Origin of the sequence: Hymenobacter canadensis (assembly GCF_027359925.1) — a bacterium.
GTDB lineage: Bacteria > Bacteroidota > Bacteroidia > Cytophagales > Hymenobacteraceae > Hymenobacter > Hymenobacter canadensis.
The window spans coordinates 3,392,730-3,411,453 of the sequence record NZ_CP114767.1 but is presented as its reverse complement, the minus strand read 5'-3'; the positions used below and the strand labels follow the sequence as shown (position 1 = coordinate 3,411,453).

28 protein-coding genes are annotated in these 18,724 nt (G+C 63.4%); 13 read left to right on the top strand and 15 right to left on the bottom strand.

Annotated features, from left to right (window positions below; genetic code table 11):
• The first annotated feature begins 35 nt into the window (after positions 1-35).
• Positions 36-620, top strand: a complete 585-nt coding sequence (locus O3303_RS14655) for a hypothetical protein (protein WP_269559139.1) — start codon at positions 36-38, stop codon at positions 618-620.
• 84 nt (positions 621-704) lie between these two features.
• Here the strand turns inward: O3303_RS14655 and O3303_RS14650 are convergent, their stop codons facing one another.
• Together O3303_RS14650 and gpmI are read right to left on the bottom strand one after the other, a co-directional pair.
• Positions 705-1,298 carry a hypothetical protein gene (locus O3303_RS14650; RefSeq protein ID WP_269559138.1) on the bottom strand — a complete coding sequence of 198 codons (594 nt, stop codon included), beginning with the start codon at positions 1,296-1,298 and terminating at the stop codon, positions 705-707.
• Positions 1,291-2,838: a 2,3-bisphosphoglycerate-independent phosphoglycerate mutase gene (gene gpmI, locus O3303_RS14645; protein ID WP_269559137.1), complete on the bottom strand. Its 1,548-nt coding sequence runs from the start codon at positions 2,836-2,838 to the stop codon at positions 1,291-1,293. Before gpmI ends, O3303_RS14650 begins: the two co-directional genes overlap by 8 nt.
• Positions 2,839-2,985: 147 nt before the next feature.
• Between gpmI and O3303_RS14640 the strand changes: the two genes are divergently transcribed.
• The 7 genes from O3303_RS14640 (at position 2,986) to O3303_RS14610 (ending at position 7,721) form a co-directional block, all read left to right on the top strand.
• Positions 2,986-3,384, top strand: a complete 399-nt coding sequence (locus O3303_RS14640; RefSeq protein WP_269559136.1) for a DUF4783 domain-containing protein — start codon at positions 2,986-2,988, stop codon at positions 3,382-3,384.
• 240 nt (positions 3,385-3,624) lie between these two features.
• Complete coding sequence (gene nadC / locus O3303_RS14635) at positions 3,625-4,485, top strand: carboxylating nicotinate-nucleotide diphosphorylase (RefSeq protein ID WP_269559135.1); 861 nt, start codon at positions 3,625-3,627, stop codon at positions 4,483-4,485.
• Between the two features lie 99 nt (positions 4,486-4,584).
• On the top strand, positions 4,585-5,211 hold the full coding sequence (locus O3303_RS14630) for a hypothetical protein (protein WP_269559134.1): 627 nt from the start codon (positions 4,585-4,587) through the stop codon (positions 5,209-5,211).
• A gap of 51 nt (positions 5,212-5,262) precedes the next feature.
• Entirely contained in the window at positions 5,263-5,679 is a 417-nt protein-coding gene (locus O3303_RS14625) for a hypothetical protein (RefSeq protein WP_269559133.1), read from the top strand.
• A gap of 3 nt (positions 5,680-5,682) precedes the next feature.
• Positions 5,683-5,937 (top strand): heavy metal-binding domain-containing protein, encoded by a 255-nt coding sequence (locus O3303_RS14620; RefSeq protein WP_269559132.1) that lies wholly within the window; start codon positions 5,683-5,685, stop codon positions 5,935-5,937.
• 177 nt (positions 5,938-6,114) lie between these two features.
• The gene (locus tag O3303_RS14615) at positions 6,115-6,867 is read left to right on the top strand and encodes a class I SAM-dependent methyltransferase (RefSeq protein WP_269559131.1); all 753 of its coding nucleotides are present in this window, start codon (positions 6,115-6,117) and stop codon (positions 6,865-6,867) included.
• A 116-nt stretch (positions 6,868-6,983) separates the two neighbouring features.
• Positions 6,984-7,721 carry a ZIP family metal transporter gene (locus O3303_RS14610; protein WP_269559130.1) on the top strand — a complete coding sequence of 246 codons (738 nt, stop codon included), beginning with the start codon at positions 6,984-6,986 and terminating at the stop codon, positions 7,719-7,721.
• A gap of 168 nt (positions 7,722-7,889) precedes the next feature.
• On the opposite strand, the gene O3303_RS14605 is transcribed toward O3303_RS14610, so the two are convergent.
• Genes O3303_RS14605 through O3303_RS14595 form a run of 3 tightly spaced genes read right to left on the bottom strand, consistent with a single transcriptional unit; the run spans position 7,890 to position 9,714 of the window.
• Positions 7,890-8,411: a hypothetical protein gene (locus O3303_RS14605; RefSeq protein WP_269559129.1), complete on the bottom strand. Its 522-nt coding sequence runs from the start codon at positions 8,409-8,411 to the stop codon at positions 7,890-7,892.
• Positions 8,412-8,414: 3 nt separating this feature from the next.
• Positions 8,415-8,747: a hypothetical protein gene (locus O3303_RS14600; protein ID WP_269559128.1), complete on the bottom strand. Its 333-nt coding sequence runs from the start codon at positions 8,745-8,747 to the stop codon at positions 8,415-8,417.
• Positions 8,748-8,799: 52 nt separating this feature from the next.
• The gene (locus O3303_RS14595; protein ID WP_269559127.1) at positions 8,800-9,714 is read right to left on the bottom strand and encodes a J domain-containing protein; all 915 of its coding nucleotides are present in this window, start codon (positions 9,712-9,714) and stop codon (positions 8,800-8,802) included.
• 216 nt (positions 9,715-9,930) lie between these two features.
• On the opposite strand from O3303_RS14595, the gene O3303_RS14590 reads away from it, so the two are divergent.
• Positions 9,931-10,347, top strand: coding sequence for a DUF6799 domain-containing protein (locus O3303_RS14590; protein WP_269559126.1), 417 nt, complete (start codon positions 9,931-9,933; stop codon positions 10,345-10,347).
• A 96-nt stretch (positions 10,348-10,443) separates the two neighbouring features.
• Here the strand turns inward: O3303_RS14590 and O3303_RS14585 are convergent, their stop codons facing one another.
• From O3303_RS14585 to O3303_RS14575, 3 genes are all read right to left on the bottom strand, one after another.
• Positions 10,444-10,641: a hypothetical protein gene (locus O3303_RS14585; protein WP_269559125.1), complete on the bottom strand. Its 198-nt coding sequence runs from the start codon at positions 10,639-10,641 to the stop codon at positions 10,444-10,446.
• Positions 10,642-10,720: 79 nt separating this feature from the next.
• Positions 10,721-11,128, bottom strand: a complete 408-nt coding sequence (locus tag O3303_RS14580) for a septal ring lytic transglycosylase RlpA family protein (RefSeq protein ID WP_269559124.1) — start codon at positions 11,126-11,128, stop codon at positions 10,721-10,723.
• A gap of 36 nt (positions 11,129-11,164) precedes the next feature.
• Complete coding sequence (locus tag O3303_RS14575) at positions 11,165-11,989, bottom strand: glycoside hydrolase family 25 protein (protein WP_269559123.1); 825 nt, start codon at positions 11,987-11,989, stop codon at positions 11,165-11,167.
• Positions 11,990-12,107: 118 nt separating this feature from the next.
• On the opposite strand from O3303_RS14575, the gene O3303_RS14570 reads away from it, so the two are divergent.
• Together O3303_RS14570 and O3303_RS14565 are read left to right on the top strand one after the other, a co-directional pair.
• The gene (locus O3303_RS14570; protein WP_269559122.1) at positions 12,108-12,371 is read left to right on the top strand and encodes a VF530 family protein; all 264 of its coding nucleotides are present in this window, start codon (positions 12,108-12,110) and stop codon (positions 12,369-12,371) included.
• Between the two features lie 164 nt (positions 12,372-12,535).
• Positions 12,536-12,859, top strand: coding sequence for a hypothetical protein (locus tag O3303_RS14565; protein ID WP_269559121.1), 324 nt, complete (start codon positions 12,536-12,538; stop codon positions 12,857-12,859).
• 113 nt (positions 12,860-12,972) lie between these two features.
• Here O3303_RS14565 and O3303_RS14560 read toward each other — a convergent pair whose 3' ends face one another.
• Positions 12,973-13,356 carry an Hsp20/alpha crystallin family protein gene (locus O3303_RS14560; protein ID WP_269559120.1) on the bottom strand — a complete coding sequence of 128 codons (384 nt, stop codon included), beginning with the start codon at positions 13,354-13,356 and terminating at the stop codon, positions 12,973-12,975.
• Positions 13,357-13,646: 290 nt separating this feature from the next.
• Here O3303_RS14560 and O3303_RS14555 point away from each other — a divergent pair, with 290 nt between their 5' ends.
• Positions 13,647-14,423, top strand: a complete 777-nt coding sequence (locus O3303_RS14555; RefSeq protein ID WP_269559119.1) for a PPK2 family polyphosphate kinase — start codon at positions 13,647-13,649, stop codon at positions 14,421-14,423.
• On the opposite strand, the gene O3303_RS14550 is transcribed toward O3303_RS14555, so the two are convergent.
• Positions 14,416-14,994 (bottom strand): GNAT family N-acetyltransferase, encoded by a 579-nt coding sequence (locus O3303_RS14550; RefSeq protein WP_269559118.1) that lies wholly within the window; start codon positions 14,992-14,994, stop codon positions 14,416-14,418. The genes O3303_RS14555 and O3303_RS14550 overlap by 8 nt on opposite strands.
• A gap of 111 nt (positions 14,995-15,105) precedes the next feature.
• On the opposite strand from O3303_RS14550, the gene O3303_RS14545 reads away from it, so the two are divergent.
• On the top strand, positions 15,106-15,534 hold the full coding sequence (locus O3303_RS14545) for a hypothetical protein (protein WP_269559117.1): 429 nt from the start codon (positions 15,106-15,108) through the stop codon (positions 15,532-15,534).
• 8 nt (positions 15,535-15,542) lie between these two features.
• On the opposite strand, the gene O3303_RS14540 is transcribed toward O3303_RS14545, so the two are convergent.
• The 5 genes from O3303_RS14540 to O3303_RS14520 form a co-directional block, all read right to left on the bottom strand.
• On the bottom strand, positions 15,543-15,989 hold the full coding sequence (locus tag O3303_RS14540; RefSeq protein ID WP_269559116.1) for an SUKH-3 domain-containing protein: 447 nt from the start codon (positions 15,987-15,989) through the stop codon (positions 15,543-15,545).
• A gap of 66 nt (positions 15,990-16,055) precedes the next feature.
• Positions 16,056-16,307 carry an acyl carrier protein gene (locus O3303_RS14535; RefSeq protein ID WP_269559115.1) on the bottom strand — a complete coding sequence of 84 codons (252 nt, stop codon included), beginning with the start codon at positions 16,305-16,307 and terminating at the stop codon, positions 16,056-16,058.
• Between the two features lie 36 nt (positions 16,308-16,343).
• Positions 16,344-16,937 carry an efflux RND transporter periplasmic adaptor subunit gene (locus tag O3303_RS14530; RefSeq protein ID WP_269559114.1) on the bottom strand — a complete coding sequence of 198 codons (594 nt, stop codon included), beginning with the start codon at positions 16,935-16,937 and terminating at the stop codon, positions 16,344-16,346.
• A gap of 119 nt (positions 16,938-17,056) precedes the next feature.
• Entirely contained in the window at positions 17,057-17,509 is a 453-nt protein-coding gene (locus O3303_RS14525) for an Rrf2 family transcriptional regulator (RefSeq protein WP_269559113.1), read from the bottom strand.
• 233 nt (positions 17,510-17,742) lie between these two features.
• A complete protein-coding gene (locus tag O3303_RS14520) occupies positions 17,743-18,600 on the bottom strand; it encodes a pirin family protein (protein ID WP_269561915.1) in 858 nt (285 codons plus the stop codon).
• Positions 18,601-18,724: the final 124 nt, after the last annotated feature.

Below are 18,724 nucleotides of genomic sequence, written 5' to 3'. Positions count from 1 at the left end.
TGCGTATGACAGTCAAATTGTTTCCTGTCCGCGCTATGTTGTCCGCTATGCTGCTGTCCACGTCCAAAAGCCTTTCTGCCGCGCTGCTGTATGCGGCGCTGGGCCTGTTTGGCTGCGGCCCCGACGATACCGGCCGGACCGTAGCGCGCCCGGTGCCGCAACCTACGCGCCGCCTGGCCCCGAAGCCGCGGACGCCGCCCGTAGCGGCCCCCAAAGCCGTGTGCACCCTCACCAACGACAGCCTCGCCGGCCAGCCTTTTGGCCCCGAGCCTACCGTGCAGGAGCTGCTGGCCGTCGGCGCCAAAATGACGGCCCGTAAGCCGTTTGCCAACCTGCACGAAGCCGGCCAGATGGACACCATCCTGACGCTGCAGCATCAGGGCAACGAGTTTGAATTTTACCGTACCCCGGACAAGGACCTGCTCCGCCAGGCGGTCATCACCAACTTCCGGCCCGATTACGGCCGGCGTCTGCGGGCTACGCTCAACGAGTCGGCGCGGCAAAACGGCGGGACGTGCCTGCAACTGCGCCTCCGCGACACCGAGCGCGCCAACAGCGTCTCGGCGACCTTCACGGCCGGCCAGCCCAGCACGGCCCGCGTGCAGCCCTACTTCGACTGAAAACGGTCATCCTGAAAAAGAAGGAGCCTGAGTGAAACCGTTAATCGGCTTCGCTCAGGCTCCTTCTTTGTTGGAGTAACAAGTCTATTGCACAACCCTCGTCCGGACGGAGTAGCGCACGGTGTCAAAGAAGACCAGCTTCTGCACGCCGCGCACCTCGTATTCGGTCAGCTGGCCGTTGCGTACGGCTAGAAACAGTTTCTTCTCGCTGTAAAACAGCGTGTTGTCCTGTTGAACAGTAGCCGTGAGCTGCTGAGTGGCGCCGCTTTCCTGCGCCGCTTCCACGGTCAGGCGCTTCACTGGGGCGTCGTTGCCGGGCTTCAGGGCATACGTTTTGCGCACGACACCGTTCTGCAGCTTGGACGCTGCGTCGGCCGCGTACAGCCCCCGCAGCGCCGGCTTGTTGATGTCGGCCTGGTAGAAGATCTGCAGCTCCTTGGCCCAGTCGGTTTTCGCGACGCGGGTGGTTTCTGTGCTGCCGTTGCGGAGCTGCACCTGCTTCTCCACGGCCGGCTGCAGCTGGTTCAGGCGCGCCACCTGCGCATCCAGATATGCCTTCACGTCGAAGTAGCCGGGCTTGCGGTTGGCCGGGTTGGCACGCATCGTCGCCTCATCATCGGTGGTTCCGCAGGCCGCCAGCAGGCATAGCAGCGCCACTGCCCCCAGCCGCTTAGGCACGGGCAGGAGCGGTAGCCGTGAGCAGACTCTGGCCGGTCATGGTGGCCGGCTGCGGCAAACCCATCAGCGCCAGCACGGTGGGCGCAATGTCGCCGAGCTTGCCATCGGTGAGGGCACCGTGGTAGTCAGCGTCGGCCAGGATGCAGGGTACCAGGTTGGTGGTGTGCGCCGTGTTGGGTGAGCCGTCGGGGTTCATCATGAACTCGGCGTTGCCGTGGTCGGCAATGACGATGCAGGCGTAGCCGGCCGCCAGGGCCGTTTCCACCACGTCCTTGGTGCAGGTGTCTACGGCTTCGGCGGCTTTCACGGCGGCCTCAAACACGCCCGTATGGCCCACCATGTCGGTGTTGGCGAAGTTGAGCACGATGAAGTCGGCCGACTTGGCCTGCAGCTCCGGCACCAGCGCGTCTCGTAGCTCGTAGGCGCTCATCTCGGGCTGCAGGTCGTAGGTGGCTACCTTAGGTGAGTTGCGCATGATGCGGTTTTCACCCTCAAACTCCACCTCGCGCCCCCCGGAAAAGAAGAACGTGACGTGCGGATACTTCTCGGTTTCGGCAATCCGAATCTGCTTCTTATGGTGCGCGGCCAGCACCTCACCCAAGGTATTTTCGAGGTTGTCCTTCTCGAAAATCGGCGTGACGCCCGTAAACGTGGCGTCGTAGTTGGTCATGGTGAGGTAGTGCAGGTTCAGCCGGTGCATCTCAAAGGCGTGGAAATCCTGCTGCGTGAGGGCCTGCGTGATTTCGCGGCCCCGGTCGGTGCGGAAGTTGAAGCAGATAACCACGTCGCCTTCCTGAATGGTGGCCAGGGGCAGGCCGTCGGCACCGGTTTTCACAATCGGCTTCAGGAACTCGTCGGTCACGCCCTCCTTATAGGAGTCGAGCATGCTCTGGATCAGGTTTTGCGAGGCCGTGCCTTTGCCGTTCACCAGCAGGTCGTAGGCCACGCGCACCCGTTCCCAGCGGTTGTCGCGGTCCATGGCGTAGTAGCGGCCCACGATGGAGGCAATCTTGCCGCTGGCGCCGCGCTGCAGGTGCTGCTCCAGGTCGTTGACGTAGCTCACGCCACCCTTGGGGTCGGTGTCGCGGCCATCAGTGAAGGCATGGATGAACACGTTGTGCACGTCGGCATCGTGGGCCAGGGTGCACAGGGCCTTGAGGTGGTCGAGGTGCGAATGCACGCCGCCGTCGGAGAGCAGGCCCATCAGGTGCACGGGCTTGCCGTTGAGGCGGGCATACTCGAAGGCTTTTTCCAGCGCCGGCACGAGGCCCAGCTTCCGCTCCCGGATGGCCTTGTTGATACGCACCAGATCCTGGTACACTACGCGGCCGGCCCCGATGTTCATGTGGCCCACTTCGGAGTTGCCCATCTGGCCGTCGGGCAGGCCCACGGCCTCGCCGGACGCCTGCAGCTTGCTGTGCGGAAACCGCTCGAACAACGAATCCACAAAGGGCGTCTGGGCCTTGTCGACGGCCGAAACCTCCTTATTCTGTGCCAGACCCCAGCCGTCCAGAATTACCAACAATACCTGTTTGTTCATGCCTGCAAAGATACGTGCCGCGCGCCGTACCGGCCACATTTTCTTATCTTGCTTACCGGGTGAGCGCACAACCCCACGGGCGGCTGGCGCGTAGCGGAGGCTTGGCATCATTTTCGCGTACTGCATGACGAATTCTCTACAAACCCCATGAAACGCATCTTCTTCCACGCCTTCCTGTTCGTATCGCTGCTCCTGAGCTCGGGGGCGGTGCTGGCGCAGGCCGAAACCTTCGGGGCCGTTCGCAACGCGCTGCGCAGTGCTTCCTCGCGCGAATTGTCGCAGTACTTCGGCACCACGGTCGACATCAGCTTCGACGGCGACCGGCAGAGCTACAGCGCCACGCAGGCCGAGTTTGTCCTGAAGGACTTCTTCGCCAAAACGGCTCCCGCCACCTTCGATATCGTGCACCAGGGCGCCAGCCAGGGTGGCATTCCCTACGCCATCGGCAAGTACAACGGCAAATCGGGCCCTTATCGGGTGTTCATCAAAATGAAAAACGTGAACGGTGTCCTGCGCATCGACAACATGGATTTCACGAAAGAGTAACTGAGTAATGGAGTAGCCGAGTAGGTCGTTCTTGCTCGCCGCCGCTGTTTTTCTTTCAGGCCCCCAGTGCATCCGTGCGCTGGGGGCCTGTTGCGTAATAGGCGCTGGCGGCCTGCAATGGAAGCTTCCACCAGAGTTCCGGGCGCGCACCGCAGCGCCTCTACGCGTCCGGCTTCCGCCTACTCAGCTACTCACGTACTCCGTTACTCGTAGGTGCGCCGTTTTCACTATTTTTGCACCGTGCAAAACACCCCTTACCTCACCCCGGAAGCAATTTCAGAGTTCATTCGCACTGCCCTGCGCGAAGATGTCGGCGACGGCGACCATTCCTCGCTGGCGGCCATCCCGGCCGACGCCCGCAACCGGGCGCGGCTATTGGTGAAGGACGAGGGCATATTGGCCGGGGTAGAGTTGGCCCGCCATATTTTCCGGGCGGTAGATGCTGACCTGCAGGTGGAAACCCTGCTCGCCGACGGCGACACCATCAAGTACGGCGACGTGGTGCTGACGGTGGAAGGCCGCGCCCAGAGCATTCTGACGGCGGAGCGGCTGGTGCTCAACTGCATGCAGCGCATGAGCGGCATTGCCACCCACACCACCCACCTGCGCAACCTGCTGGCCGGCACCAACGCCCGCCTGCTCGACACGCGCAAAACCACCCCCAACTTCCGCCTCTGCGAGAAGTGGGCGGTGCTCATCGGGGGTGGCGTAAACCACCGCTACGGCCTGTTCGACATGATTATCCTCAAGGACAACCACGTCGACTACGCCGGCGGCGTTGCGGAGGCCATTGCGGCCACCAAGGCCTACCTGGCCCGCACCGGCCGCCAGCTGCCCATTGAGGTGGAAACCCGCAACCTGACCGAAGTGCAGCAGGCCCTGGATGCCGGCGGCATTGACCGCATCATGCTCGACAACATGCCGCCGGCCCAGCTGCGCGAAGCCGTGGAGCTAATTGGCGGCCGCGTAGAAACGGAAGCCAGCGGCGGCATCACGGAGCACACCATTGCCGCCGTCGGCGCCACCGGCGTCGACTACATTTCCGTGGGCGCCCTCACGCACTCCACCAAAAGCCTCGACTTAAGCCTGAAAGCGTATTGAGGTGTTGATTGGTTGGTGTGCTGATGTGTTGATTTACAATACAAGCAGCACAGCAGCAGGAAAGCACATCAGCACATCAATAATCAGCATATCAACCCCATGCAACTCCCCAACCAACGCGGCGCCAGCTACCGCCAGCAACAGCAGCCGGCCGGTTCGCCCCTGGCTATCCGTACGAAAAAGCACCAGCTTGATTCCAACCTCTACACCCGCGTGGCCATGGGCTACGTGTGGCGCAAGGAGTGGTGGTTTGCCATCATTCCGTTTGTGGTAGGCGTGCTGCCGGCAGCCATCTGGCCCTCGTGGTGGTGGCTGGTGAGCGGCCTGGTGCTGGCCCTGCTCTACGTGCTGCTGCGCTCCTCGCAGATTACGGCCGTGACGCAGGTAGAGCAGACCAAGCCTCTTTTCGAGCGCATGAGCTACGTGATAGACCAGCGCCAGATTGGGCTGATGCAGAACGAGAAGGAAGGCAAAGGCATGGGTGTCAACTGGGAAATGATCGGGCGCGTAGAGCGGGAAGGCGAAGGCTACCTGCTCTGGTTCCGCAACCAGGAGGTGCCCGCCGACATCACGGGCTGGCGCGCCTGGATTGCCCGCACCTTCGAAACGCCCATGTTCCTGCACGTTCCGTTTAAGATCTTCAACACGGCCACCGACCAGAAGCTGTTCGAGTCGATGCTGCGCCGCAAGAATCTGCTGCCGGCTGCCGCGCCCGAGGCGAAGTAACCAGCCGGCTCCGCACTTTTTACCTGTTATTTCAACCCTGTTTTTCTTCTCATGACCAAGCAACTTCTGCTTTCCGCGCTGGCTGTAGCCGCTCTTTCCCTGTCTGCGTGCAGCAGCGAGCCTTCCGACTGGCGCCCCGACAAGAAGGTGTCGGTGGATATGGTGGAGCCCGGCACCCGCTCTTCCGACAACTTTGACCAGCCTGCTGAGGCCGGTGCCCACCACGAAGGCGCCGGCGCGGCGCACGGTGCCGCCGGCGTAGAGCACGGCGCGGAAGGCATGCAGCACGAAACCGGCGTGGCTACCCCGCCCAGCTCCAACGTGAACATGGACCGCCGCGCCAAGCCGTCGGCGGAAGCAGCTACCTCGGCCAATGCCAAGGAAACGTTGCTCAACAAGAGCGACGAAACTGCGGCCGAAAAAGCAACCATCGCCGACCCGGCTGCCAAGGCCGAAAAGCCCGAATAGTCCGTGCGTAGTCTTTCCATTACCCTGTTTGCGGCCGCCGCCCTGCTGATGGCCAGCTGCAACAGCCAGCCCGCCACGGAAGCCGGGGCTGCCTCCCAGGCCACCACGGCCCCGGCCGACAGCCTGGCCGTGCCCACCGCTGCCGCCGCTTACATCTGCCCCATGAAATGCGAAGGCAGTGCCAGCGACAAGCCCGGCAAATGCCCGGTTTGCGAAATGGCGCTGGAGCCAGCCGAAGCCAGCCAGCCAGCCAGCTAACGAGAATGCCTACGTGCAGTTCCACGTCCTGCAGAACCAGCAACGGCTGGCTCCGCGGGGCGTGGAACTGCTGTTGGTGAGAATATTTTGTAACATTGTTGCACTAGATGCGCGTCAGCCATTCCGGGTGCCGAACATTGCCCCTAGCCTGACGCAGGCCTTCTGTGGTTTTCTGATATGACGTTGTTACCCGCTGCGGTGGAGCCCGAATGGTTTAGTACCTGGTTCGACTCGCCTTACTACCACCTGCTCTACCACGACCGGAACCAGGCGGAAGCCCAGGCGTTTCTGGATGCGCTGCTGCGGCACCTGCACCCTAGGCCGCAGGCCCGCCTGCTGGATTTTGCCTGCGGCAAAGGCCGCCACTCCATCTTTCTGAGTGCGCAGGGCTACGACGTAACCGGTATCGACCTGTCGGCGAAGAGCATTGCGGCGGCCCGGCAGCATGCCCACGAGCACCTGCACTTTGCCGTGCACGACATGCGCGAGCCGCTGCCGTTCGGGCCGTTTGACTTCATTGTCAACCTGTTCACCAGCTTCGGCTACTTTGAGCACGAGAGTGAAAACGTGCTGGCGCTGCGCAACGCCACAGCCGCGCTGCAGCCCGGCGGTAAGCTGGTCATCGACTTTCTGAATACCGAGCGCACGGTGCGCGAGCTGGTAACGCACGAGCAGAAAATGGTGGACGGCATCACCTTTCATCTGCACCGCCACCTCGACCGGGGCTTCATCGTCAAGGAAATCGACTTCCGGACCCCCGATGGCCAGCAGCTGCATTTTGAGGAGCGGGTGCGCGCGCTGAGCCGGGAGCGGTTTGAAGAATATTTCCTGCTGGCCGGGCTGCGGCTGGTAGAGGTGCTCGGTGACTATCACCTGCGCCCCTACGACGAGGCCACCAGCCCGCGCATGATTTTCATTCTTAAAAAGTGACGAAGTGATGAGGTAAGTGGTGATGAGGGGATAGGTGCCATGCGGCCGCCGCACAGCCTGTCAGCTCATCACCACTCACCTCATCACTGTTCACTTCATCACTTCATCACCGGTTTATGTGGTTTGCTGTTTTGCTGTTGTTTCTCACCGTGCTGGGGGCCGGCTGGTCTACCCGGCTGGTGCCAACCGCCAGCACCGTCTGGATGAAGCCGCTGCTGGCGTTCAGCGGGGCGTATCTGTTTACGCTTACCATCACGCACCTGCTGCCGGAGGCGCTGCTGCTAGTGCCCGGCAACATGCACCGCATCGGCTACTTCGTGCTGGCGGGCTTTTTTGGGCAGCTGGTGCTGGAGGTATTTTCGCAGGGCGTGGAGCATGGGCACGTGCATCATCACTCCGACCACGTGGGGCACGTGCCGTTCCTGCTGCTATTTTCGCTGGTTATTCACTCGTTTTTGGAGGGCAGCATCCTGGTGAAGGCGCCGGAGGCTGGCGCCATGAGCGACAATTTCTACGCTATTCTGACGGGCGTGGCGCTGCACCATATTCCGGCCGCTTTTGCCCTGATGGCGGCGCTGCGGCTGCGGCTGGGCAGCTTCCGTAAAGCGCTGCCGTTGCTGGTGCTGTTTGCGCTGGCGGCTCCAGTCGGCATCATCGTCAGCAACTACGTGGTGCTCGACCAACTCCTGACAGGCGGCCTCTACGCGGCGCTGCTGGGCTTCGTGGCCGGCAATTTCCTGCACGTTTCCACCACTATCCTCTTCGAAACCAGCCCCGAGCACAAGCTCAACCTGCCCAAACTAGCCGCCACCCTGGCCGGCACGCTGCTCGCACTGGGCGTTGAAGCACTGTAGAGGTTGGCGCTTAGTGCTTAGTGCCTAGTGCTTAGGGACTAGAGATGAAAAAACAGAAAGAAAAAGAGGCCCCGCCGTAACCTGGCGGGGCCTCTTTCATACACACTAAGCACTAAGCACTAAGCACTAAGCACTAAGCACTAAGCACTAAGCACTAAGCACTAAGCACTAAGCACTAAAAAGTCCCCAGCCGTCGTCGTAATGGTCGGTGGGGTCGAAGGTGGCGACCCAGGCCCGGAACAGGTGGCGGAACTCCTCCAGCTCGCGGCGCAGCGCCTCAATGTATTCCGGGGGCGTCAGGCGCAGTTCCAGGCACAAAGAGGTTTGGGAGAGCAGGCTTTCGGCCGCCACTTTTATCAGCACGGCCAGCTCCATGCAGCGGCCGTAGTCGGTGGCGGTGCAGGTGGCAGCCAGCTTGGCCGAGAGCTGAAATGCATTGTTGATCATCATGGAGCCCAGGCCCTGCACATCTTCGGGGCGCAGCTCGGGCTCCTCGGCCAGATGGGCGTCGGGGGGGAGCAGGGCGGCATCATCGGGGTGCGGGGTGGTGGCCGACGCCAGGCTCTGGACCAGCGCGTGCGTGAGCTGGCCTATTTCGCGGGCCTTCTGGCGCAGGGGAGCCGCGTGCAGCTCCCGCAGGTCGTCGTTGTTGTGGCCGCGCGCACTGGCCGCGTCGTCATCCTTCCACATACGCTAGAGCCAGTCGTCGGCTTCGAGCTGGGGGCCGGAGCTACGCAGCAGAAACTCCAGCTGCCGGGCGCGGGCCTGCTGCCGGACCAGCTCGGCCTGCAAACTCAGGAGCCGCTGGCGCATGGCCAGCACCACCTCAATGCCCGCGTGGCTCAGCTCCAGCTCGTGGTGCAGGCGCGAGAGGCGTGCCACATGGTCGGGCTCGTCGTGGATGGTGCCGGGCCGGGGGCCGGCCGCCAGCAAACCCAGCTCCACGAAGCCGCGCAAATCCGTTTCGGTCAGCTCGTACTGGCTGGCGCAGTCGTGGTACGTGATGGTGATACGGGGCGTTTTCATGCGCAAAGAGAGGCTAGTCGGGTGGCTGATAGAAGGGTAGCGCAGGCAGCACCTATTCCGGGCGCAGGGCGGCCAGCTGCTGCAGCAGCTCTTTCTCCTGCTCAGTGAGCTGCTGCGGAAGCTGCACCGTGAGGCGCAGGTACAGGTCGCCGTGCTGGCCGGCCTGCTTGTGCACCGGGAAGCCCTTGCCGCGCAGCCGCAGCCGGGTGCCGTTCTGGGTTTCGGGCTTGATGTTGATTTTGAGCGGCCCCGCCAGCGTTTCCACCACCTGCTCGCCGCCCAGCAGCGCCCGGTACAGCGGCACCGGTACTTCCTGGGTGAGGTCGTTGCCGGTGCGCACAAAGCGGGCATCGGGCCGCACGCGCAGCGTGATATAGAGCGAGCCGGCCGGCCCGCCGTTGCGGCCCGGGCCGCCCTGGTCGCGCAGCCGGATTACTTGGCCGTCCTCGACGCCGGGCTGAATGGTGAGGCGCAGGCTTTTGCCATTGACGGTGAGCGTGCGCGGGCCGCCTTCGTAGGCATCCTGCAGGCCCAGCTCCAGCTCGGCCTGGTAGTCGGAGCCGGCGGCGGCGCGGGTGCTGCGGCCGCCCCCGCCCGTGTTGCCGAAGATGGACCCGAAGAAATCCGAGAAGTCGGCGCCGTCGCCGAAGTCGTGGCCGCCAAAACCGCTTGGCTGCTGCTGGTACTGGCTCCAGTCGAAGCCGCCGCTGCTGCGGCCGCCGCCGCTGCCGGCCTGCTGGTAGCGCTGCCAGTCGTTGCCGAGCTGCTCGTACTTCTGCCGTTTCTCGGGGTCGGAGAGCACCTCGTTGGCCTCGTTCACTTCCTTGAACTTGCGCTCTGCATCCGGGTCGTTAGGGTTCACGTCGGGATGGTGCTGCCGGGCCAGCTTGCGGTACGCTTTCTTGATCTGGTCGGTGGTAGCGGTTTTCTCCACTCCCAGAATCTTATAGTAGTCTTTGTAGTCCACTGGACAAAATGACGGAAAAGCGTGGCAGGTAAGAACGACGGAGCCGCAGCTGCGGCACCTGAAAATACAGAATTTAAAACACCCCGGAGGCAGCGGCTACTCTGGTTTTACAAACGGCAGGAGCCCGAGCGGGGTTGCTGAAACGGAAATGGCCCTTCTTTTGTAGTTTAGCCTATAGTTGGATTCCCACCACCCTTTTCTCTTATGTTCTCCGCTATGAAACGGATTCTCACTCTTGCACTATTGCTGGCTACGGGCAGCTTCGTGGCTCAGGCCCAAACCAAACTTCCACCCCGCAAACCAGTGCAGCCGCGTGGCCGCATGGTGATGAAGGATGGTGCCACCCGCGACGGCGCGGTGATGAAGGACGGCAAGGTAATTCTCACCCAGCAGGGTCTCACCAATCCGGTGCTGCAGGAAACTGCCCTCATCAACGGCACCAAAATCAAGCCCGACGGCACCCTGACCATGGCCGACGGCACCACCGCCCAAATGAAGGAAGGCGACTATATGTCCCTGACCGGCCGCCTGACCACCATGGCCATGAAAGCCGAACAGGACAGCCTGATGAAGGCCGCCATGCTGGACCCGAAGGGCAAGGACAAAGTTAAAATGAAGAAAAAAGGCAAGTAAGACTGCCGAAGTCTCTGACCCGAAGCGGCGCTTCGGCCGTTGCACGTAGCCGTGAAGGCACGCGCAACGGCTGAAGCGCCGCTTTTTTGCCGGCGGCTAGCGCTGGGTGTAGTCCTGCAGAATCTCGCGTACCTCTGCCTCGTCGGCGGCTTCCACCACCTCGTCAATCACAAACTGCACCTCGGCCTCCGACCAGTGCTGGGCTTCGGCGGCTTTGATGAAGGCGGCCAGCGCCAGGAAGCGGGAGGTGGTGGCCGGGGGCAGCGTCCAGGCGACTTTCTTTTTGATGCGCATAAGCAGAGCAGAGGAGTGAATTACAAAGCAGCAAGGGCCGTCTAGGCCCTGACGCTGCACCGTGTGCGGTGCAGCATCATCAGCCTTTGCGGATTACTTTCAGCTTCACGGGGGCCACGCCCGCGTCGATGATGCCGATTTTGCGGGCGGCCTTCTTCGACAGGTCGATGATGCGGCCCTTGGCGTGCGGGCCCCGGTCCGTGACGGTGACCTTGACGGACTTTTTGCTGCGCGGGTTCGTGACTTTCACCACCGTGCCGAAGGGCAGCGTGTTGTGGGCTGCCGTGAGCTGGCCGCCGCGGTACACGGTGCCGCTGGCCGTTTTGCGGCCCTCAAACTTGTCGGCGTAGTAGGAGGCCTGGCCGGTTTGGGTGAAGCCCGCGCCGCCGCCGGCGCAGCTGCCCAGTGCAGCCAGCAAGGCCAGCAGCAGGCCGGTAGCCAGCGGCTGGCGCAGTCCGGGGAAGAAAGAAAATGTGGGTTGGGTCATGGCAGCAAAGGTACGGCTGGCCCGGGCAATGCGCCCTCAGGGCTGCGCCGGGCCAGACCTGGGCGGAATGCGCAAGGCCAGCAGCGTCTGGATGCTGCCCTGAAATACGTTGAAATCGACGGTGCCGCGGATGCCGGGAATGTAGGCCTCGTCGGAGTGCTGCCAGATGATCCACTTGTCGCGGGGCAGCCGGGGCTCGGGCACCTCGTAGTGCGCCAGCCAGAGCGGGTATTTGTCGAAGTGGCCGGCCAGGTGGCGCTTGTAGAAGCTGTAGTTGGAGTAGAGGATGGGGCGCACGCCGTAGTGGCGCTCCACCAGCCGCAGCCAGATGCCCACGTTGCGGCGCATGGTGGCCACGTCGTGAAACTCGGCGTGCTCTACGTCCAGCACCGGCGGCAGGTCGCCGGGAGCCAGGGGCACGGTGCGCGTGAACAGGTTGGCCTGCCGGGCGCCGTCGTAGTTGGGCTGGAAGTAGTGGTAGGCGCCCCGGTACACGCCGGCCTTGCGGGCGGCTTCCCAGTTGCGCCGGAAGCGCTGGTCGCGCAGCGTCACGCCCTCAGAGGCCTTGATGAAGGCGAACTGCACGTCGTGGCGGGCCACCTCGGGCCAGTTGATGCGCCCCTGGTAGGCCGAGACGTCGATGCCATGCACGGAGTAGCCGTCGAGCAGGGGCGTTTTTTCGTGGCCCGTGAGGTGGCGGCTGATGAGTGAGGCCCAGGCTAGGCGGACGTGGCGGTTGATCTGGCGCTGGTGCGTGAGGTAGAACCCCACCGTGCCCAGCAGCGCCACGGCCACGGCCCAGCGCAGCCAGGGCGGCAGGCGCCGGCGGCGGCGCGGCGGAACGGGAGCAGGGCGTTTCATCAGCAGGGTCATGGCGAAAGTAACGCCGTAAGCTAAGCAACTAGTGCCCTTGCGGGCAAAGCCGGCGTGCTGGTTTTTTGCGAACTTGCCGCCCCGCACCTTTATTGCCCTTTGCCCCATGTCTTCTGCCCCCATTGATGCTCGCGACGAAAACGGCCACCTCATCCGTGAGCTGCACGGCGTCACGCTGGCTTCCATCATCGACTACCTGCAGGCCCGCTACGGCTGGCCCGGCCTCGATGAGCGGCTGCGCATGAACTGCTTTGCCGTGAACCCTAGTGCCAAGTCGGCGCTGGCTTTTCTGCGCCGCACGCCCTGGGCCCGCGCCAAAGTAGAAGAGCTCTACATCCGCACCCGCAGCGCGGAGGTGGCTGGTAAATAGTGATGAGGTGATGGGATGATGAGGTTAGCACGTCATGCAGAGCGGAGCATCTCGCTTGCTGACGACTGAATTACTTTGGCAACATCAGCACGCGAGATTCCTCGCAGGCTCGGAATGACGTTCTTACTTCATCACTTCATCACCAAAATTCACCCCAAGTAAAAATGGCCGACGTAACGCAGAAAACGAGTGGGCAGGCACAGGTGGCGGGGGCGGCCGGCTTTGTGGTGTTTGAGGTGGTAGCCTACTACCTGCTGCGCTGGATAACGTCGCCGCTGGGCCGGCCCGACCAGTTTCAGCCCGAAAACACCATTGTGCCCAACTGGGTGAAGGCCGTGCTGTTTCTGCTGCTGCACCTGGTGCTGGTGGTGGTGGCCGTGCTGGTGCTGAGCAACCGGCTGCCCCGCCGCTACCGCGGGTTGGTAATGGGTTGGTTCTACCTGTCGCTGCTGATGGGCTTCGTGCTGGTGTTTGTGCTGATGAGCTGATACCGCCAGCCGGGCCGCCCGGCCCCGGAGGGCAATAAAAAAGCCACTGCGGGCGCAGTGGCTGGTGAAACATGGCGCCGGTCGGTCCCGGCTATATAGAAGGCAGGCGCCGCTTAGCGCTGCTTGATGGTGATTTCGCGGGGCTGGTCGGCCGGGTTCTGGTATGGAATCCGGATGCGCAGCTCGCCTTCCTCGTGCACGGCATCAATCCGCGTCAGGTCGAGGTTGGCGGGCAGGTCGAGCACGCGCGTGAAGAGCGGCGCGGCCAGCTTGTCCTCAGGCTGATGGCGGTACTCGGCCATCACCGTCAGGCGGTTGTTGTTGAGCACCACATGGATGTTCTCGGGGCTCACTGACGGGGCTGACACCCGCACCAGTACGCCCTGCTCCCGCTTGTCCACCTGTAGCTGGGCCTGCGCGATGCCCCCACCCAGCGTGTTGAGCAGATCAAGTTGCGGGGCCAGGTTACGAATGAATTCTCGGCTAATCAGATTCATGGTTGGGTTCCTATTGGTAGGTTCGATAAGGGTATTGCAAACCGTGTACCAACAGCGAATCCTGGGCTGAAATTAAGAAATGCAGCCATAATGGCTGCTTGTGCGTCGGTAATGAGTTATTTTATGTCTATTTGTCGCTTTAAGCGACAGTTGTTCCCCGGGTTAGCAGGCAATTCAGCATTCTGCTCCAAATAGCTGCCCTGGCAGGAGGCGCACAACAGGGGCAGGCCTCAAAAGAGCTGACTCACAGAAAGTAGCAAGCCGAGGATGCTGCGTATACTACGGCTACTATGCGCAAATCCACCACCCCCGACCTCACCAAACTGCCCAGCCGCGCCCCCGTGGAGTTCCACAAAGAGCACACGCTGCGCGAGCTGAAACGCATCCGGCAGGAGCTGATTGAGCTGCAGTACCGCCTCTACGCCGAAAACCGCCACAGCGTGCTGGTTATTCTGCAGGGCATGGATGCCAGCGGCAAAGACGGCCTGATCCGACGGGTGTTCAGCGGCCTCAATCCGCAGGGCGTGCAGGTGCATTCGTTTAAGGAGCCAACCGAAGAAGAGCTGGCGCACGATTTTCTGTGGCGCGTGCACCAGCAGGCGCCGCGCCGTGGCATGCTGCAGGTCTTCAACCGCTCCCACTACGAGGACGTGCTCATCACGCGGGTGCAGGGCATGATAAGCGCGGAGGAAGCCAAGCGCCGGTTTGTGGCCATCAACAACTTCGAGAAGCTGCTGCAGCAGGCCGATACCACCGTGCTCAAGTTCTACCTCCACGTCTCGGAAGCTGAGCAGCGGGAGCGGCTGCTGGAGCGCACCCTCGACCCCGACAAGCAGTGGAAGTATGAGGCCGGCGACGAGGAAAAGGCGCGTCAGTGGCCCCAGTACCGCGCCGTGTACGAAGACGTGTTCCGGCACTGCAGCCCAGCCAGCTGCCCCTGGCACCTGGTGCCCGCCGACCAGAACTGGTACAAGGCCTACGTGGTGGCCCGCACCCTGCGCGACGCCCTCCTGCGCCTCAACCCGCAGCTGCCCGAGCCCAAAGCCACCCGCAAGCGTGCTAGCTGATGGGGGTAACCTGGCCCTGCGCCTGGGGCGGCTCCGACGGCTCCACGGCCCGCTCGAACCGCATGCGCCCTTCTGTGTCGGGGTCGGTCAGCGTAAAGCCGTTGCGGAGCAGCACGCGCTGCGAAACCTCGTTGCCGGGCAGCGTGTGCGCCAGCAGACGGCGCACCATGCCCGTGTGCGACGCCTGCTGCACTAACCCGCCCACCAGCTCGGTGGCCAAACCCTGCCCGCGCCAGTCGGCCGCAATGGAGTAGCCGATTTCGGCCGTGCCGTTGACATCCGGCGGGCCCCAGAAGCCGCCCGCGCCTACCAGGGTGGCCGGGTGCTGCTCGGTGGCCCGCAGAATGGCGTACCAGCCGTACCAGCCCGCCGCCGTCCGGCCCCCGGCCGTCAGTTGGGCCAGGAAATACCGGCTGGCTTCGGCGTCATACTCTCCGGGAGGCCAGTCGGCGGGCAGGGCCGCGCCCAGTAGCACCGGGAAATATTGGGGCTTGTGCAGCTCAGCCGTGAGCAGGGCGCGGCTGGCAGCCAGAATGGTCAGGCGGGAAGTACGTGTGATGAGCGGAATCATGGCGAAATATACAAGGCTACCGTGCGCCAGCCAAGGCGGGCGCACGGTCGGGCTGGAAAGGGGGTAATATGTAAAATCCTCTATTTACCTTTGCCGACTGTTGTTTTGCTTATGTTCTCTGACACCCCCGATTTCCTGGCCCTCTCGCACCGCCCCGACCTGCAGGTGCTGGTAGCACGCTGGATGCGGGTGATTTCGCTGGCAGAAATGCGGCAGGGCTACGAGCTGCTGCTGCTGGCCGCCGCCCAGCACCGCTGCCGCCAGTGGCTGATAGATGCGCGCCGCCGCAACAACACCGACCGCGAAGGCGCCATCTGGATGGTGCAGGAGTTTCTGCCGCGCCTGCAGGGGCAGCTGGGTGGCCGCACGGCCCTGGCCTACCTGCTGCCGCCGGTGCACCTGCGCGACCAGCAGGCCGATGCTGCCTTTCCGCCCGCCCGCTTCTTCGATGACAAGCCCTTTGTGGCGGAGCGGTTTACTGACGAGCGGCAGGCGTTGGACTGGCTGCAGCAGGTGCAGCCGGCCGCCAGCGGGCAGTAGCGCCGCGGCTACAGCTCCCGAAAGGGTAGGTCCAGGATGATGGCCTCCAGCGCCAGCGGCACCGTGTCGGCAATGTGGTAGAGGCCTTCTGCACAGGCCCCGTAGAACGTGCCGCGGGCATCCACCAGCAGGCACAGCGGATCGGTGTAGGCCTGGCCTACCAGACTCAGCTGCCGGCCGGGCACGCGCGGTTCGTACTCGTCGTGCAGCTGGGCCATGTTCAGCAAAGTGGCCGCCTGCCGGATTTCAAACTGCATGCGGGTGATGCTCTGATCCTGGCGCGTGAAGTAGCAGTGCAGCCCCCCGTACTCGCGCAGAAATGCATCGGCGGCCGGAAGCCAGGCAAGCTGCCGCTGCAAAGTATCCTGCTGATAGGCGGCCGTAGACACGGCGCGCCCGACAAACCAGCCCGCTTCCGTCAGGGAGTGCTGCACATCATCGTGGAAAGCAGGCATAGTAGTAGGGCAGCAGTACGGCGTGCAAGATACGCAAGCTGCCGGGCCCGCAAAAGTGCCGCTGGGCTAGGCGGCCGGCGGCGAAAAGTGCAGATCTACGCAGTTGAGCACGTCCTGCACCGTGTGCAGCTCTTCCAGCTCGGCATCGGGTATTTCGATGTGGAAGCGGCTTTCCAGGTTCAGGGTAAGCTCCACGACGTCAACGGAATCGAAGCCCAGGTCGTGGACGAGGCGGGTGGCGGGCGTGAGGGGCCGGGCCGGGTTGCGGCGCTGGCGGTGGAGCATGCGTTCCACCTGATATTGAGTAAGCTGTTGCATAAGGGGGAGTAAAAAGTTGCGGTGCGGAAGAGCGGGTTAGTTGGCGCTGGAAAGCAGCAGGGTGGTGTCGTCGGCGGGCGTGGCGGGCAGCGGCGCCAGCTGGCCAATAGCGTCCCCCAGGCTGAGGTAGTCGCCGGAAGCCACGCTACGGCGCACCATCACGCCGTCGTGCGGGGCCGTCACGAACTGGAAGCTAAGCTGCGAGGGCAGCGCGGCCAGCTGCTGCCCGGTAGCGGCCACGAGGGCCGCGGCAGCCGCCAGCTCGGTGGCCGGCGCCGCCGGCTGCTGCCCCGTCAGGGTTGTCTGCCGCAGTTGTTGGCGGGTGAGCTGCTGCTGCAGGCGGTGGTGCTCAGCCGACACCAGCTTCTGCGCGACCTTCAGCAAAAGCTGGCCTTTGCGCACGTGCTGGCCTTCGGTGAAATACACTTCCCAGACCCGCCCGGCTACGGTGGCGGGCACGGCCACCCCAGCCGGGACGGTGGGCTGGGCGGCCGGTTGCGGCGTGCTCAGGTAGGCCGTGAGGGTAGACGAATCGGGCGTGGGGGCATCGGGCAGGCGGCTGAGCCAAAGGGCCAGCACGCCAAGAGCGCCGAGCAGAATGACGGAAGCCATTCCAACAAACTTGTTCATATAGGAGGGCTGTCGGCAGACGCAGAAAACTGCTTGGGTGCGCGACGAGGAAAAGCGTGGGGCAAAAAAAGGAGTTGGTAACTAATCTGGTTACAGTTAAGTACCCGGAAAAAACGTGCTCAAGTAGTGCCCGGGCAGCCGCAGTCGGGCGGGAGCCGGGTGGCCAGCTCCTGCATCAGCTGCGCCACCGACACAGCCGCCAGGGCCTGCCGCATGGCTTGCTCGGCGCTGCCCAGCAGGTCTTCGAGCGTGTGCTGCATCACCCGGCCCAGGTTGCAGTGCGTGTTCGGCTTGGTGCTGTTCACGGCAAATAGGTCGGGCTCCGGCTCCTGCATGGCTTCGTACACGTCGAGCAATGAAATGCTCTCGGGGGAGCGGGCCAGCAGCGCGCCGCCGCCGGCACCCAGCTGGGTGCGGACCAGGCCGGCGTTGCGGAGCGTGCTCATCAGGCGGCGCACCACCACCGGATGGGTGCCCGCGCTACCCGCCAGCACCTCCGACGATACCGGCTGCCCCGAGCTGTGCGCCAGGAAAGCCAGGATATGCGTTGCGACGGCGAAGCGAGTGTTCATGAAAATAAGTGTAACTGATTCGGTTGCAAATGTACGAAGGAAAATGGTTGTGGACAATCGTTCCGGCAAAATCCGGTAACGGGGTGGGGCCGCCCGGCTGGTGGCGGCCCCGCCCCGCTGCTGTCTGGCAGACGAATGAAAGCCGGATTTACCTTACAGATAGCCGCAGAAAATTTTAGGCTGAACCCTGATAGCCAGTGTATTTCGCAGAACTTGGGCCTGCCTAGCCGGGGCTACCCCTTCCAGACGCCGAACTTGCCCGCCTGATAGTCCTGGTAGGCCTGGCGGATTTCGGCCTCGGTGTTCATCACGAAGGGCCCGTGGGCCAGAATGGGCTCCTGAAAGGGCACGGCGTGACCGAGCAGCAGCACGGCATCGTCGGTGAGGGCCTCGGCCCGGAACTCGTCGCCGTCGTAGTTGAACTCCACCAGCTGCCGCGCCGCGGCTTCCTGCCCGTTGATGCGCAGGCTGCCCCGGATAACGTAGCAGAAAATGGTGCGCTCGGCCGGAATGGTGAGGGCCAGCTGCCCGCCCTGTTGGAAGTTGATGGTGGCCAGCTGCATATCCGTGAGAGGCTGCACGGCGCCCTCGGTGCCGGCCCAATTGCCCGAAACGGCGTGCACCTGCACGCGGCCCTCGTCCAGCGCCACCGTCGGAATTTGCGGTTCCTGCAAGCCCACGTAGTGCGGCGCGGTCATTTTGTGCTGGGCGGGCAGGTTCACCCACAACTGCAGAATCTCCAGCGGGCCGCCGGTTTGCTTGAACTCGTCGGACGATATTTCCGAGTGAATCAGGCCGCTGCCGGCCGTCATCCACTGAATGCCGCCCGGCCCGATAACGCTCTGGTGCCCGCCGCTGTCCTGATGCATGATGTCGCCGTCCAGAATGAAGGTCACCGTCTCGAAGCCGCGGTGGGGGTGCGGGCCGAAGGGGAGGCCGTGGTTGCGGGCCGGGTAGGTCTGGGGGCCGTGGTGGTTGAGAAACAGGAACGGGTCGAGGTGCTCGACGGCCTCCGTGGGCAGGGCCCGGTAGGTAACCAGGTCGGCAATGTGGGCGCTGACGGCGCGGTGCTGCTGCTTGATGGTGCGCATCATAGGGGAAGAGAACAGGTGGCGGAAGCCAGGTGCCTAGCACTACCCGGAAACGGGCGCACTTGTTTCCGGCGGCCCGGCCGCGGCGCAACCTATCGGCCCCGGAAAGGGTTTACTGGCTTCG